The organism is Treponema putidum, assembly GCF_000755145.1.
Classification (GTDB): Bacteria; Spirochaetota; Spirochaetia; order Treponematales; family Treponemataceae; genus Treponema_B; species Treponema_B putidum.
This window is the reverse complement of record NZ_CP009228.1, coordinates 1,686,175-1,701,628: the sequence shown is the minus strand read 5'-3', so window position 1 is coordinate 1,701,628 and position 15,454 is coordinate 1,686,175. Positions and strand designations below refer to the sequence as shown.

Annotated in this window: 13 protein-coding genes and 4 pseudogenes; 13 read left to right on the top strand and 4 right to left on the bottom strand. The window is 35.9% G+C overall.

Going from position 1 to position 15,454, the window contains the following annotated elements; genetic code table 11:
* Positions 1-82 precede the first annotated feature (82 nt).
* From JO40_RS07675 to JO40_RS07665, 3 genes are all read left to right on the top strand, one after another.
* Complete coding sequence (locus JO40_RS07675) at positions 83-1,009, top strand: alpha/beta hydrolase (protein ID WP_044978825.1); 927 nt, start codon at positions 83-85, stop codon at positions 1,007-1,009.
* A 124-nt stretch (positions 1,010-1,133) separates the two neighbouring features.
* Positions 1,134-2,870: an ABC transporter ATP-binding protein gene (locus tag JO40_RS07670; protein WP_044978824.1), complete on the top strand. Its 1,737-nt coding sequence runs from the start codon at positions 1,134-1,136 to the stop codon at positions 2,868-2,870.
* Positions 2,871-2,872: 2 nt separating this feature from the next.
* Complete coding sequence (locus JO40_RS07665) at positions 2,873-4,594, top strand: ABC transporter ATP-binding protein (protein ID WP_044978823.1); 1,722 nt, start codon at positions 2,873-2,875, stop codon at positions 4,592-4,594.
* Between the two features lie 91 nt (positions 4,595-4,685).
* Here JO40_RS07665 and JO40_RS15235 read toward each other — a convergent pair.
* Positions 4,686-6,273: pseudogene (locus tag JO40_RS15235) on the bottom strand (ABC transporter transmembrane domain-containing protein).
* Positions 6,257-7,870 (bottom strand): ABC transporter transmembrane domain-containing protein, encoded by a 1,614-nt coding sequence (locus JO40_RS07655; RefSeq protein WP_044978822.1) that lies wholly within the window; start codon positions 7,868-7,870, stop codon positions 6,257-6,259. The pseudogene JO40_RS15235 and the gene JO40_RS07655 overlap by 17 nt, the downstream one beginning before the upstream one ends.
* A 145-nt stretch (positions 7,871-8,015) precedes the next feature.
* On the opposite strand from JO40_RS07655, the gene JO40_RS07650 reads away from it, so the two are divergent.
* The 5 genes and pseudogenes from JO40_RS07650 to JO40_RS15230 form a co-directional block, all read left to right on the top strand.
* Positions 8,016-9,383, top strand: a complete 1,368-nt coding sequence (locus tag JO40_RS07650) for an MATE family efflux transporter (protein ID WP_044978821.1) — start codon at positions 8,016-8,018, stop codon at positions 9,381-9,383.
* Position 9,384: 1 nt separating this feature from the next.
* Positions 9,385-9,552 (top strand): hypothetical protein, encoded by a 168-nt coding sequence (locus JO40_RS14060; protein ID WP_002670092.1) that lies wholly within the window; start codon positions 9,385-9,387, stop codon positions 9,550-9,552.
* A gap of 26 nt (positions 9,553-9,578) precedes the next feature.
* Positions 9,579-10,724, top strand: coding sequence for an immunity 26/phosphotriesterase HocA family protein (locus tag JO40_RS07645; RefSeq protein WP_044978820.1), 1,146 nt, complete (start codon positions 9,579-9,581; stop codon positions 10,722-10,724).
* 5 nt (positions 10,725-10,729) lie between these two features.
* The gene (locus tag JO40_RS07640; RefSeq protein WP_044978819.1) at positions 10,730-11,353 is read left to right on the top strand and encodes a class I SAM-dependent methyltransferase; all 624 of its coding nucleotides are present in this window, start codon (positions 10,730-10,732) and stop codon (positions 11,351-11,353) included.
* 18 nt (positions 11,354-11,371) lie between these two features.
* A pseudogene (locus JO40_RS15230) lies at positions 11,372-11,488 on the top strand (GNAT family N-acetyltransferase); the annotation flags it as partial.
* Here JO40_RS15230 and JO40_RS07635 read toward each other — a convergent pair.
* Together JO40_RS07635 and JO40_RS07630 are read right to left on the bottom strand one after the other, a co-directional pair.
* Positions 11,488-11,887 (bottom strand): annotated as a pseudogene (locus JO40_RS07635) (TPM domain-containing protein); the annotation flags it as partial. The pseudogenes JO40_RS15230 and JO40_RS07635 sit on opposite strands and share 1 nt — an antisense overlap.
* Positions 11,888-11,957: 70 nt before the next feature.
* Positions 11,958-12,218 carry a SemiSWEET family transporter gene (locus JO40_RS07630; protein WP_084224528.1) on the bottom strand — a complete coding sequence of 87 codons (261 nt, stop codon included), beginning with the start codon at positions 12,216-12,218 and terminating at the stop codon, positions 11,958-11,960.
* 168 nt (positions 12,219-12,386) lie between these two features.
* Between JO40_RS07630 and JO40_RS15225 the strand changes: the two are divergent.
* The 5 genes and pseudogenes from JO40_RS15225 to JO40_RS07610 all read left to right on the top strand — a co-directional run bounded on the left by JO40_RS15225 (position 12,387) and on the right by JO40_RS07610 (position 15,292).
* Positions 12,387-12,858 (top strand): annotated as a pseudogene (locus tag JO40_RS15225) (GNAT family N-acetyltransferase).
* Between the two features lie 510 nt (positions 12,859-13,368).
* Entirely contained in the window at positions 13,369-13,524 is a 156-nt protein-coding gene (locus tag JO40_RS13905) for a hypothetical protein (protein ID WP_158506577.1), read from the top strand.
* 10 nt (positions 13,525-13,534) lie between these two features.
* The gene (locus tag JO40_RS07620; RefSeq protein ID WP_044978817.1) at positions 13,535-13,741 is read left to right on the top strand and encodes a hypothetical protein; all 207 of its coding nucleotides are present in this window, start codon (positions 13,535-13,537) and stop codon (positions 13,739-13,741) included.
* A 204-nt stretch (positions 13,742-13,945) separates the two neighbouring features.
* The gene (locus tag JO40_RS07615; protein ID WP_044978816.1) at positions 13,946-15,037 is read left to right on the top strand and encodes a hypothetical protein; all 1,092 of its coding nucleotides are present in this window, start codon (positions 13,946-13,948) and stop codon (positions 15,035-15,037) included.
* 21 nt (positions 15,038-15,058) lie between these two features.
* Positions 15,059-15,292: a TM2 domain-containing protein gene (locus JO40_RS07610; protein WP_084224527.1), complete on the top strand. Its 234-nt coding sequence runs from the start codon at positions 15,059-15,061 to the stop codon at positions 15,290-15,292.
* Positions 15,293-15,454 lie beyond the last annotated feature (162 nt).

Below are 15,454 nucleotides of genomic sequence, written 5' to 3'. Positions count from 1 at the left end.
GAAGATCCCGACGGGCATTGGCTGGAGTTCTTTGAAAACAAGAGGGCTTGAGGTGTGGAACTGTTGAATAAAGGAGTACCTTGTGTACACGAATGATAACACATGGAAAAAACTGCAAGCGTTTTTACCCGAACGCAACAGGATCGGCTCTTGCTGCGCACCGGCCGAAACTTTCAGTTCATTCGGCGCTGCGGACATTCATCTCGATGTGTACAACGAACAAAACAACAACGGTATTACACTCGTGCTGTTCCACGGTGTCGGCGGTAACGGCCGGCTTTTGTCGTTTATCGCCGTTCCTTTGGCGCGTCTCGGCTATAAGATTGTATGCCCCGATTTGCCCGGCTACGGCTATACCGAATACGAGGGCGTGCCTACATACACCACGTGGATTGATGCGGGCGTTTATATCGTTCGGCGGGAGTTGCCGTGCTGTAAAAAGCTTTTTGTGCTGGGTTTGAGCGCCGGCGGCATGCTCGCATACAACATCGCTTGTTTGGTACGCGGCGTGTCGGGTGTCATCGTTACGACCTTGTTGGACAACCGATTCAAAGAAGTGCGCGAATATTCGGCAAAGAACAAAGTGCAGGCGCATATCGCCTTACCGCTTTTGCCCTTTATTCCCCGCTTCATTCGGCGTTTAAAGATTCCGGTAAGAACGGTAACGAATATGAAGACAATCGTCAACGACGAGCGGATCCTGTCTTTGCTGCTGCGGGACAAAAGAGGCGCGGGTTCCTCCGTGTACTTGGGTTTTTTATGTTCCATGATGGAAAGCGTTCCCGCCGCAGAGCCTGAGGCGTTCGGACTTCCGCTTTTGCTTTGCCATCCCGAAAAAGACCGCTGGACACCGGAGCGGATAAGCCGCCTGTTTTTCGACCGCATACGGGGTGCGAAAGAACTGTGCGTACTTGAAAACGCCGAGCACTTTCCGATTGAACAGCCGGGCATCGGTCAGCTTGAAGAAGCGATCGTATCGTTTATAAACAAAATATTTTCGGAGAATTAAAACTATGAACGATAAAATTATTTCGATGGATGAATATTGGGCGGACGACGGCAAAGCGCCGCACTGGCGATTGGAAAAACGACTGGGCTCAAAAATACATAATTAATCGGTATAGGAGGTCTTTATGGACACATACAAAAGATTGTTGAAATATACACCCGAAAAAATTCACTGCGTGTATATTTCAGTTATTTGCTCCTTTTTAGGCGTTGCTTGCCAAATGGGAGCATTTTGGTACTTATGGAAGTTTTTATATGCCTTTTTGGTTACAAAAAGCGTTACGGACGGATCGTTTTATGCAACGGTGATTGTCGCTCTTATGCTCGGTTACTCGTTCGTGTATTTCGCGTCCCTATGGGCTTCGCATGTCTTGGGTTTCCGTCTTGAATCGAATTTGCGAAAAGAAGCAATCAAACATTTGATGAATGCGTCCTTTGCTTTTTTCGATGTAAACAATTCGGGAAAGATTCGCAAAATCATCGATGACAATGCGCAAGAAACGCACATGATTGTAGCTCACCTTATTCCAGACAATGTAGCCGCAATTGTTACGCCGATTTTAATGTTCATCATTGTTTTTATGGTAGATGTAAAGCTCGGCATTCTGCTCAGCATCATCGCTGTAATCGGCGGTGTGCAGATGGTGTTTATGATGGGCAATAAGAACTTTATGCAAAAGTACATGGCTGCTTTGGAAAGGATGAACAGCGAGGCGGTTGAATACGTACGCGGTATGCAGGTTGTAAAAATCTTTAAAAGCACGGTAGAGTCCTTCAAGGCATTTTACACTGCAATTATCGACTATTCGGATTTAGCATATAAGTACACACTCAGCTGCCGAATTCCATATGTTATGTTTCAAGTGCTGTTCAATTTGTTTGCCGCCTTTACGGTTCCAGCTGCAATTTACTTTATGAATAAAGGCGCAGATGGAAATCTTATTGTTGCGCAAATTATTTTTTATGTCTGCTTTGCAGGAGTTCTCTTCGGGTCGTTTATGCGTGTTATGTATGTAGGCATGTACAACTTTCAGGCAAAGAGCGTTGTAGATAAGTTGGAAACTCTTTTTACCGAAATGAGCAAGGATAACATAACACATGGAACGGACGAAAAATTCGATAATTTCAATATAGAATTTAAAGACGTTTCATTCGGCTATAATGAAGAAATGATTTTAAAAAATGTCAGCTTTAAACTTGAGCCCGGCAAAACCTATGCACTTGTAGGATCATCAGGCGGAGGAAAGAGTACAATCGCAAAACTTATTTCAGGCTTTTACAGGATAAATGAAGGCGAGATTTTAATAGGAAATAAGAACATTACGTCATACTCTAAACAAGCCTTGATGAAAAATATAGCCTTTGTTTTTCAGACATCTAAACTTTTTAAAACCAGTATTTTTGAAAACGTTAAAATGGGAAATAAGGATGCAAGTAAGGAAGAAGTTCTTGATGCTCTACGCCTTGCACGCTGCGAAGATATTTTGGATAAATTCAAAGACAGAGAAAATACAATTATCGGATCCAAGGGTGTCCATTTATCGGGCGGAGAGATTCAGCGGGTTGCAATCGCCCGTGCCATTTTAAAAAATGCTGATATCATTATCTTGGATGAAGCTTCAGCAGCTGCCGATCCCGAAAACGAATACGAAATTCAGCAGGCCTTTTCAAACTTGATGAAAAATAAAACGGTAATCATGATTGCACATAGATTAAGTTCCATTAAAAACGTCGATGAAATTCTGGTTGTAGAAGACGGAAACATAATAGAACGCGGCAGCGACAAAGAACTTATGGCAAATGGCGGAAAATACAGCCGATTACAAAAGCTATATTCACAAGCAAATGAATGGAGATTTTGATAATGAAAAAGAAATTACAAAAATTATTTGGAGTTACCGAGCATGGAGCTCGGGATTTAGTTAGGGCATCGGTGTGGTCAGTGTTTTCAAATATCGCTTATATCCTGCCGATGTTTTTGATTATGTTTTTTTTACAAGGCTATTTTGAAGGTTCGCTTAAAAGCGCTTACTTTTATACAGGCATTATTGTAGTTATTGCAGCGGTGATGTATATTCTTTTGCACATAAATTACGACACGCTATACACGGTAACGTTTAAAGAATGCAAGGAGCTTAGGGTTGAAATTGCCAACCGTTTAAAAGCACTGCCGCTTGCTTACTTTTCCAAACATGATATTTCCGACTTGTCGCAAGCGGTTATGGCAGACGTTGCAACTCTTGAACATGCCTTGAGTCATGCCATTCCGCAGACGATAGGACTGCTAATTTATTTAGCCCTTATCGGCATAATGATGATTGCATTCCATCCCGGACTCGGACTTTGTATCTTTGTTCCTATTATAATTAGTTTTATTTTACTTATCTTATCAAAGAAGATTCAAGTACGGGAAACAACACGCGATTTTAATAAACAGCGAGAGCGTTCCGAATTTTTCCAAGAGGCGATTGAGCTTCAACAGGAAATTAAAAGCTACGGCCGAACAGATACGGTTGCAGAAAAATTAAACCGCAATGTCGATGAGGCGGAAAAACTTCATCTATCGGTTGAAGCCCATCAAGCGATTCCGCTTAACATCGCAATGGCAGTACTCAAGTTTTCGGTCGGGGTAACGGTATTTTTCGGTTTAAAAATGTATTTAGCCGGAACCGCCCCTCTCCTTTATTTTATAGGGTACATTATTGCAGCAGCAAGAATTATCGACGCTGTTGCCTCCGTCGAAGCAAACCTTGCAGAGCTTATGTACATCGATTCACGCGTTAAACGTATCAATGAGCTGCGCGAAACTCCGGTACAAAAAGGAGAACCTGCAAGTTTACAAAAATACGGTATTGAATTTAAAGACGTTGAGTTTTCTTACAATGACGGGCAAAAAATTATTGACGGCATTTCTTTTACCGCCGAACAAAATCAGGTTACCGCCCTTGTAGGTCCTTCGGGCTGCGGAAAAACTACCGTACTCCGTTTGGCTTCTCGCCTCTATGATTACAACAAGGGACAGATTCTTATAGACGGAAAGGACATTGCAAAAATCGACACCGACAGCCTTTTTGAAAAGATTTCGATTGTGTTCCAAGACGTAGGTTTATTCAATACATCGATTATGGAAAATATCCGTGTCGGAAATAAAAATGCCGCTGATGAGGAAGTAAAGGAAGCAGCCCGTCTTGCAAACTGCACCGAGTTTATCGAAGCTCTGCCCGAAAGCTGGAATACCTTTGTCGGAGAAAACGGCAGCCGTCTTTCAGGCGGAGAGCGCCAGCGTCTTTCGATAGCGCGAGCTTTTTTAAAAAACGCCCCGATTATCATCTTGGACGAAATCAGTGCGTCGCTCGATGTCGAAAACGAAATGAAGATTCAAGAAAGCTTAAATAAGCTCATCAAAGATAAAACAGTTATCATCATTTCGCACAGATTAAAATCGGTCGAAAATGCAGATAAAATTATCGTGATGAACGAAGGCAAAATAGAAGCTGAAGGCAAACACGCTGAGCTCTTGCAAAAATCCGAATTGTACAAAAACATGATTGATAAGTCTACAGCCACGGAAAAGTGGGTATATTAGTTTAATCGGTTAATATCCGCTGAATCCGAATTATGGGCATCTCTAAAAACTTTGTTAGATTTTTAGAGATGCCCTATATACCCAAAAATCATCAAGCTCCTATCTTCCAGAGGGAAGCTGCTTTTTCTTTGATCTTCTCGTTAAGCTGATGGGTTACAATAAAAACTTTTTTATCATCTAGGCTTAAAATAAGGTCTTCGACTTTTTCTATATTTTGAGCATCTATGTTTGCAAACGGTTCATCGAAAATTACTACGGGAGTATCCCGCAAGAGGGTACGCACAAAACTTAGACGTTTTAACTCGCCGCCTGAAAATTTGTTTTCGATGTGGGTAAAGTCCATATTTAAGGCTTCGCTATTTGCGAATTTTCTCAAGCCTAATTTTTCCATTAAGCTGAATATTTTTTCTTCTGCAATATCCTCACCTAATGTTAAATTGTTTTTTAGACTATCATCAAAGAAAACGGCTTCTTGAGCTAAAAACGAAATAAAGTCTGACCTGTTTTTTATGGAATAAATATTCTTTTCATCGAGTAAAACATTTCCGCCTTTAGGTTTTAAAAGGCCTAAAAGAATTTTCATCGCCGTAGATTTTCCGCTTCCGCTTTCACCATAGATGATGTATATTCCCTTATCGGTAAATTTTTTATTTACATTTTGAAGAACAGGCAATTCACTATAAGCATAACTTACATCATTAAACGATATATCACCTGAAGAAATTTCAGCTTCAATCTTTTCTTCTTCCGGTTCCTTAATTATCAAGGTCTTATAACCTTCAAGGGTAACCTTACTCATAATAAAGCGGTTCACATACATAGAGATATAATAAACTTGAGACCTTAGCTGTACAACCAAGCCGTTAGCCATCATAAACTCCGCTATGCTTAATTCATTTTTATTAATCATATAAACGCCGTAAAAAGCAACTGCAATTATACTTAATTGAGATGCAAAAAAATGAAAGACTCTGTGATGCATCATTTGCTGCTGAAACCGAAAATTGTTTTTTTGCCAGCTTTTCTACCGATTTATTTAAGAGGTTTTGAAAACGGCCTTCGCTTCCGTAATTTTTTATTACCTCAAAGCCTTTTAACCAATCGGAAAATTCTCCCATGTGCTCATTTACGCTTTCTATGGATTCGGATTGAGTTTTATCCAAGAGTTTTTTAAAAACTTGAGGAATAATCGAAGTAATAAAAATAAAAAAGAGTCCCGCAATAGCCAATTTTATATTAACATATAAAAATAAGGCAGAAGCAAAAACCGTTTCCATAAGAATCTGTCCCATTCCATAGAAGGATTGATAGTATATCCCTTCGAGAGAAGGCAGCTGCTGTTGATAATAAGAAATTTTCTTTCCTTCTTCAATATTATAGAATTCTTCATAGTCGGCTTTTACCCAAGAATGGAAAAGACATTGCCGTAAAAGTTTTAAACGGTTTGTTTTAAATCTTCCGAAAAAATAAGAATAAAGCCCGTGTGCTCCTCCCCTCACCAGTATTGCAATAAAATATGCAGATACAAAGATAATTATTTTTTCAATATCCTTGCTTACGGCAGAATCGGCTATTTTTCCGCTTAACCATGAAAAAGCCGTAACGGCGGCTGTCGAAAAAATTAAAAATAGAAGAGCCAAAAATATAAACGATTTTTCAAGATTAGACAGCTTCTTCATATAATCTCCTTTCAATTGTATCAAATTTATAAATTCGATCAAACATTTTTTTTGTTTCTGCATCTGCAATGTGCGAAATAATTATTACGGTAGAATCCTTTATACCGAAAATTAATTTTTTTACCCGTTCAATATTTTCATCATCTATATTGGCAAGAGGTTCATCGAATATCATTATCGGGCGTTTATGCAAAACAGCTCTTGCAATACTTATGCGCTTTTTTTCTCCGCCTGAAAAACCGTAAGTTTCCCCTATGACGGTTTCCTTTAAATATTTATCTTGCGTGTACTTATTTAAACCTAAGGAATCAAGAACCTCTTTTACTCTTTCTTCGCTTATGTCTTTATCTAAAAACAAATTATCCAAGAGATTCATTTTAAAGATATAGGCTTCTTGTTGCTGAATCGAAATTATATCGGCAATATTTTTTATTTTTTTCGGAGCAGTTCCGCCTATTGTAAGCGAACCGGAATCCGGAGCATACATTCCCAAAAGGAGCCGCATTATCGTAGACTTTCCTGAGCCCGATTCCCCTAGGATCAAAATTTTTTCGTTTTGCTTAAATGTAAAATCGGTATTATTTAAAACCTTCTTTTCATTATATGAAAACGATAAGCCTACAGCATCAATGTTAAATTCGTTTAAGTTTCCTATTTCGCCTGTTTCCGTTTTAGCATCTATAAATTCAATCATTGCATCACGGACAGGACGGGAAGAAAAGAAAGTCTTTAATAAATTCGCTGTCCAATACATTGGTCTGGACAGAATTCCGATTAGGCTCATTATGGTATAAAATTCTCCGATAGAAAAAATACCCTTATAAACATAATATGCACAATAAGCCGTCATAAGCAAATTAACGATAGCCGATACAAAAAAACTTACCCCTATCTCAAGACAACTTACATTTATGGCATCCATTTGTTTTTTTCTTAAAAATTCGTTTATCTTATCGTATCTGAAAATTATATATTGCTCACAAGAAAAAACTTTTATAATATCAATTCCTTTTAACCAAGTTCTCACGGCTGAAAAATGTTTTTCGACTGCCTCCATCTTTTCCTTTGAAACCTTAGCCAAAATCTTTTTTAAAACAGTCGGAACAATAAGAGGAATCATTAATAAGAGAACGGTAACAATGGCCGCCTGTATATTTATTGTCAAAAGGGTTATTACCGTTACCGAGAATATCAAGACACTGTCGGCCAAAGCCGTCCAAACATAAAAATACTGAGTACGTATTACATCTATCTTATCCGTATAATCGGCACTTATTTTTCCTTCAGGGATGTTGATATATTCTCCCATCGTTTTTTTAAGAAGGGCATCAAAATAAGTTTTCCGTAAATCGGCCTCGGCAGTTACCACAAGTTTCGATTTTACAAGACTGTAAAGATAAGAAAATAAAGAGGCAAAGACCATCGCTCCTAAACACAAGAGCATCAAGGTATAAAGTGAATAAGCGGTTTTCCCTAAGGCCGTATCAAGAAGCTGCCCCTTCCATAGTTGAAGCTTCATCGTAAAAAACAAATCGATTCCACTTAAAACAAAAAAAAGCACAAAATATACTTTTCGTTTTATGATAAACCTAAACAATTAAGGCCTCCTTTCGTAAGCATAAGCTAACATTTAGAATTATAACAGCTTACCTGACTATTGTCAAGAATTGATTTGAGAATAGAAAAAACTATTGACAAAGACAGCTAAATTCCGCATTATATGATTTAGGAATTTTTACAATATGGAAAATGAAAAGCAAAAAGAATTTATTTTAAACGGAAACTTATGGAAGGTTATTTTTGATCTTTCATGGCCTGCCGTCATTGCAATGATTTTACTGGGAGCAAACAATGTACTGGACGGAATCTTTGTCGGACATTTTGCCGAAGAAGGAGCTTTTGCGGGTATCTCGGTAGCCCTGCCTCCAATCATAACGATAATAGGTTTAGGTATTCTCATAGGCTCGGGGGCCGGGACTTTGTTAAGTATTGCAATCGGTGCGGAAGATAAAAATATTCAAAAAAAGATTTTAGGCAATGTCAATTTTTTGACACTTATAATAAGTGTAATCGTAATGACTTTAGGATTTCTTTTTTCGGAGCAAACTCTTTTTTTAATGGGCGGAAGAGGCAATGCCCTAATACATGGAGGAGAATACTACCGCACCATTTTATGGGGCACTCCGATTTGGATATATGCCATTGCTCTTAATAACCTCATCCGTTCCGAAGGAAAAATGAAAACCGCAGCGGCAATTATGGGGATAAGCCTGATTGTAAATGGATGTGCAAATTATACACTCATGGTGATTTTTAATTTCGGCATAAAAGGTGCCGCCATAGGAACAAATATCGGTATGGCGGTACAAGCTATCATCAGTACCGTTTATTTTGCAAAAAAGAATCCTGATTCTCCGGTTTCAGTATTTACAATCAGAATGGACGGAGAAATTATATCTAAGATTATTTCGATGGGATTGGCGAGTTTTATAATGCAGTTTATGGGAACTATTCAAATGCTTTTAGTTTTAAATGTATTAAACCACTACGGTTCACAGGATGACATTGCCTTTTACGGAATCATTACCCGCATCTTTTCATTTATACTACAGACGATAGGAGGCTTCATGATTGCCCTCTCTCCCATAATAGGAATAAATTTCGGAGCAGATAAAACGGAACGTCTTATTTCAGCCTTTAAGAGATTTGTATTTGCAGCCCTTGTTTTGATAGCTCCATTATGGATTTTAATACTTATCTTCCCTCAAACATCGGTTTCCTTGATGATGAAAAATCCGCACTTAAGCATTCACAATATTTCCTATTTTAGGATTTACATGGCTCTCCTTCCGGTTATGCCCCTAGTCTTCTTTGCCCTAGCTTTTTTTCCTGCCGTCAACAAAGGAAAAATCAGCTCAATATTGGGGATTTTACAGCAAATCGTGTTTTACATTCCGGTAATGTTAATCCTTCCTGTATTTACCGGTATCGCAGGGATTTATTATGGTACATTTCTCATTGAAATATTAAGTGCAATACCCATATCTATTTTGATAATACGGGAATTCAGACTTTTGAGATCGGGCATAACAAAATGGCAAAAAAATTGAAATGACTAGGCTTGTAGACATTTCTAAAAGCATAAGCTGTAATATGAATGAGATCAATCAAAAATCGGAGCTTATTGCAAGCGAGATAGACAGAGCTATGAATATGACCGAAGAGAACAAGCAAGCCGTTTCTAAAATATTTTCATATTTGGAAAGACTGGTTATATAAAGTTTTGCCGGCTGAGGAGGAAAAATATGAATAAAAGATTTATTTTAACCAACGAGCAAAGAAAATATCTAGGTTTAAATCCGATTGAGGATCACTGGGAAGTAATGGATATAAAAGGCACCCTCTATTACTTTGACGGCAATATTATCAAAAAAGAAATATCGGTATCGAATTCTGAAAGCGAGGCTTTTTACTATAAAGAAAACGAGCTTAATATTGAAACTGCCGAAAACAGAACCATTGTACTTCCTAAAACGGCAAAAGGAAAACCGAAAAAATTAAACTTTACGGCAACTCAATCATTTAGAGGAATAGGCTTATATTTTTCATTTGGAAGCAGATATGTCTGCATAGGAAACTACACCACACAAAAAACCTATTATTCGGAAAGGTTGGAAGAAAGCAAGGTTTCGGCTCTCAATTCTTGGATTGAAAAATGGATAAAGGAAACATCGAAAGAAGATTTAGCCGATTTGGAAAATTTTAAAAATGAAAAAAGAGAGCATCAAAAATATAAGGAAGGGGATATCTTTGCTTTTAAAATAGGAAGACGGCAATACGGCTTCGGTAAAATTTTAATCGATATTGTTAAGTTAAGAAAAACACCCGAATTTAAAAAGAATAAAAACTACGGTCTTAACAATTTGATGGGAACGGCTTTAATTGTAAAGGTCTATCATAAAATAAGCGACAGCATCAACATTGATCTTGACGAATTGGAAAAAAACTTATCCCTCCCTGCACAGCCCCTTATGGATAACAATATCTATTACGGCGAATATAAAATTATCGGAAACAGAAAAGTTACATATCAAGACTTAAATGATGCTCCGATATCGACAAGCGAGAGTATAAATTATCAGGACAGAGATATTGCCTATCTTCAATACGGCTTGATATATAAAGAAATGTCTTTAAAAGAATATGCTCTATACGAGGATGAAGATTGGTATCATAAAAATTACAGAGCGGAATTAATAGGTTGTTTCTTGGAGATAGACAAATTGGAAGAATGTATAAAAGCAAAATCCAATGCTCCATTTTATCCCGCAGCCGGCGGCAGCTTAAATAATCCGGCAAACAAAAAAGATAAGAATGCAATTTTCAAAGCCTTCGGTTTGGACGGCGATCTTGATTATGAAGGAAACTTAAAGCTCGCAAAGGAAAAGTAAAACCTATGATAGAATATTACAAAAAAAGAGCAAAAGAATATGAAGATATATATAAAAAACCGGAAAGACAAAAAAGCATTCTTGAATATCAAGATTATATTAAAGAACTTTTCCAAAACAGGAATGTATTAGAACTCGCCTGCGGAACCGGATTTTGGACGGAAACATTAACAGAAACTGCAAAAACCGTATTTGCAACCGACATTAATAAGGAAGTATTGACACTTGCAAAACAAAAAATATTTAAAGTCTGCAAGCCGGAATTTGCAATTTTGGATTATAGAAACTATAAACCTAATAACGAATACAACGGCATATTTATAGGCTTTTTGGCAAGTCATCTGACAAAACATGAATTTTTAAATCTTGTCGAAACTCTCATAGAAAAAACTAAAAAGCCTTCTTTAATATTCTTTATGGACAACCTTTTTGTGGAAGGAGAAAGTACTCCGATATCCAAAACCGATAAAAACGGCAATACCTATCAAATACGAAAACTTAAAGACGGCACCGAGTATGAAATAATGAAAAACTTTTATACCGAAAAAGAATTTAAAATTTTACTAAAAGACAAAACCTATAAATATTTTTCCAATAAATATTATTGGTCTATTGAAATTTACACCTAAACTTTATATTATATTTTTATGAAAACTAACCACCCTACTCCCTATAACATTGAATTTAAAGAGATTACTCCCGATAATTGGAGAATAATCAATTCTCTTTCCGTAAAAAAAGAACAAAAAAATTTTGCAGCCTCAAAATGTTTTAAAGCTCTTGCATATACCCTTGCTTCCTTTATTTTTTTTGGAATTATTAATCTATCGAGAGCAGGAATATTTATCAGCAAAAAGAAAAGGAGCATTACAACGAAAACACCTGCCCCGATTACGGCCGTAAGAGTCTTAGGTGAAGGATACCAAAGTTTTGTTTCGAGTAATTTCCAAATACCGTTTCCGAAATAAAGCATAACAAAAAAAGAAATAAAGGCTAAGCAGACGGCAGCAAACAATTCTACAAACGAATAAGAATCACTTCGAGGAATAAGGGGCAAGGCTATTTCTCCATTAGTTTTTTTCCGCCTCTGCAACAGCATTTTTAATCAAATCCAAGTCTTTATTTTTAATATGTATTTTATTTAATATCCGTTTATTTTCCATAAGTTACCTCCAAGAGTTATTCTATCATTTTTAAACAAAAATCACAAGCCGTATAATTCTTGTTATTGTATTACAGAGCGGTAATAAAAGCAACTAAACCGAAAACTATGCCGGGTGAATTTGCAAAGGCAATGGGCCAGTCCCGTTTAGGTTTTTTCATAAGCCCGTATGTTACCCAAAGAGTACAGTTTATTGCAGCAACCAAGGGCTGAAGCCAATTTCCTTTCATTCCGTTTAAATTATTACTTATTTGCGGAATATACGAAACATACATGGCCATAGCGGTTGCGGTTGCAACCCATCCCAAAATCGTAAAAAATTTAGAGTTCATAATTACCTCTCAATAAAATTCCGTTCTTAAAATAAGAATCGAAATTCTTTAATATAGATTATAAATATTTTTTATTTTTAAGTCCACTGCCCGCATACCTGCAAAACCTATAAATATCAGTACTATTGGTCTATTGAAATTTACACCTAAACTTTATATTATATTTTTATGAAAACTAACCACCCTACTCCCGATAACATTGAATTTAAAGAGATTACTCCCGATAATTGGAGAATAATCAATTCTCTTTCCGTAAAAAAAGAACAAAAAAAATTTTGCAGCCTCAAATGTTACAATCCTTGCAAGAGCCTTTGTTTACAGAAAAGAAAATGCAAAGGTTTTTGCCGTATATCATTCGGATAAACCCATAGGTCTTATAATGCAGAGAGATTGGATTGACGGTAACAAAATTGTCTGTATTATGGATCAATTTATGATAGATAAAAAAAGTCAAGGAAAGGGTTTAGGAAAAGCAGCTTTACAAAAATGGCTTTCGATGATAGAAGCCGAAAAAAGATACCCATGTATTCAGCTTTGCTATGTTGAAGGCGATATAGCAGCAAAACACCTCTATGAAAATTTCGGCTTTTATGAAATCGACAAAGACGACGATGAGATTATAATGCAGAAGGATTTATAAATAAAAATTAATTTATACAATACTTATTTACAGTGATTGACAGAATAGATATTTTATGCTAAGGTCAATTTATGCTAGATTTTTTAAATTTATATTTTTTAAAAAAATTCTCATCAAATACTTTAGATAAGGTAAAAAACCGCAGCGGTCTTATAAATAAAATACTGTGCCATTTTACCCCCCCCCGTGTGTCAAAATGGCACAGTTTATAAACTAAGTCAAAATCTTTTATATCATTATTTTTTTCTCTTCTGTAATAAACGCATAAGACAATTATGTTATTTTGTCTTGTGTGTTTTTTTATATACTTACCGCCTTGAAATTAAATTTGAAAGTAAATCAAGATTTTTGTTTTACAATTTAGCAGGGCGGTTTAGCAGCTTAGGTTTTTACGGTCAACCTGTACGAAATGACAGCCGGCTTTTCTTTGCAAAATCCGTCTGTGCGGAACCTTTTCGATTATGGGTTGGGCGGGAAAATAGAAAGATAAATTAAAAGGAGATTTAAACAATGGATACTTATGTAATTACAGTATGGATTGATACCAAAGGAAAAACACATACAGCGGCAAGTACAATACAAGCTGGTAGTATTTCTGAGGCTAAAGCAAAATTTAAAGCAAAAAATCGCCAGTGCCAGTCTGTTACCGGTATACACAAAAAATAGGGAATATGACATGACAAGAGATGAATTTGAAGAAAGAAGAAATGATTTTAATGACCGTGCTCAGGAAAGATTAGCTCGACAAGAAATAGAAAATAACAAATATGAAGCTAATTTGCAAGCAGGAAAGGTAAGCGGATTCGGTAAATTTATTCATGGAGTAAATTATATTCTTACCGGATTAATCAAAAACGCTGAAAATACTTTGAATAATATGTGATACATAAATTCAGATTATTGAATGTGGAAGTAAAACTTGATTCGAAAGTTTTATGACAAACAAATCAGGCTTTACTTCATTTTTTAGTTTTTATGCATTGGAGTACAATATACGGGTTGATAAGCTAACAGCTTGTTAAAAGCGTTGGTTAAAACCTATCATAAAGTTACTTCAATCAAAAATACATTTTATAGGAGAGTAATTATGGGTATTGGTTTTGAAATGTTTAAATTAAGATTAGGAGATGCTATTGCTGATGGAGTAATAAATTCCTTCTCATCTGCTATGCAAAAACATGCTGCAGATCAAGCTGAACAAGAGGAAATTGCACAGCAAGAATCTAATAGGCTAGACATGTTAAAAACAATGGTTTTCATGGTATCGTATAACATGGAGTTGGAACGAAGCGGCAAAAAAGCTATAGCTAATGCACTTTCACAATTATATGATGAAGAAATTTCTTTATTTTCCATTGAGGATCAAATAGATGATGCTTATTCACAGATAAAAGACACTAATCCAAAAACATTTTTCAGTGGAATTGTATCTATCACTAATGATAGATATTGTGCGGCAATTATTTATACATATATGCTTTATATGTATACAGAATTAATAGCTAAAGAGGCAATTACCCCCGCACATATATATAACATGTATCTAATAAAAAAATATTTTTTAATGCAACGCTCTGAACTAGCTGAATGTTATAAAGCTCTGGCAGGGATTGTCCAAAAAGATACAGATGATATTGCGGATATGTTTGAAAAACTTACTTGTGAGGCAGCAATAGAATCACTTAAATCTGAGAATCTATCATTAACTTATGAAGAATCAAATATACAAGAAAATGTAGAGATCGAGGATTCAGAAAAACAAATAGAAGCATTTTATTATCAAGCAATAAGCGAAGCTGGTGAAAATATGGATGATTTTAAAAAACATGTTAATCTAGCTGATAAAAGGCCCGACATGATTGCAAAAGCAGTCAAAACATATGCAAAAGATTGTATAGGTGAAAATGCTATCCTTATATTTGACAATACATGGACATTAAATTGTAAGAATGGATTTGTATTGACAAATAAAAATATCTATATCGGTAGCGGAGGAAAGCTAAAACAATGTATTCCTTTAGCAGATATAAAATTTATTGATGCTACAGTAAAATTTACATCAAATAAATTAACAATAAATACAACAGAAGTGGAAACAGAGCAAATATTAAAGGGAACCATTGCTTTGTATAATTTATTACAAAATATTATTCCATTAGCAATGAAAGTGGAAAATTAATAATATCTATAGGGGGACTTTATGATAGTTACAGGACATGATTACAATAATCAATCACCACGAAAAAAGGGAACAATGTTATTACTTTGTCTTTTTTTAGGCATATTCGGTATTCACCGTTTTTATGTTGGTAAGTATTTTACCGGTATATTATATGCTTTAACTATGGGACTCGGTTACTTTGGTATCTTATTTGATTTAATTATGATATTAATGGGAAAATTTACTGATTCCGATGGTAAAATTATAAGCTAAAATATCAGAATTTTCTATACTATGGAGGTATAAGACATGTCTGATTTTAGTGATAGCATTGCTTTTTCTGACTTAACACTTACAAGTAAACTAATACTACTTTTAGGTTGGTTAATAAAAAGTGCGATTTTATTCTGTATCTTTTTTGCTTTGGTAGTTTTA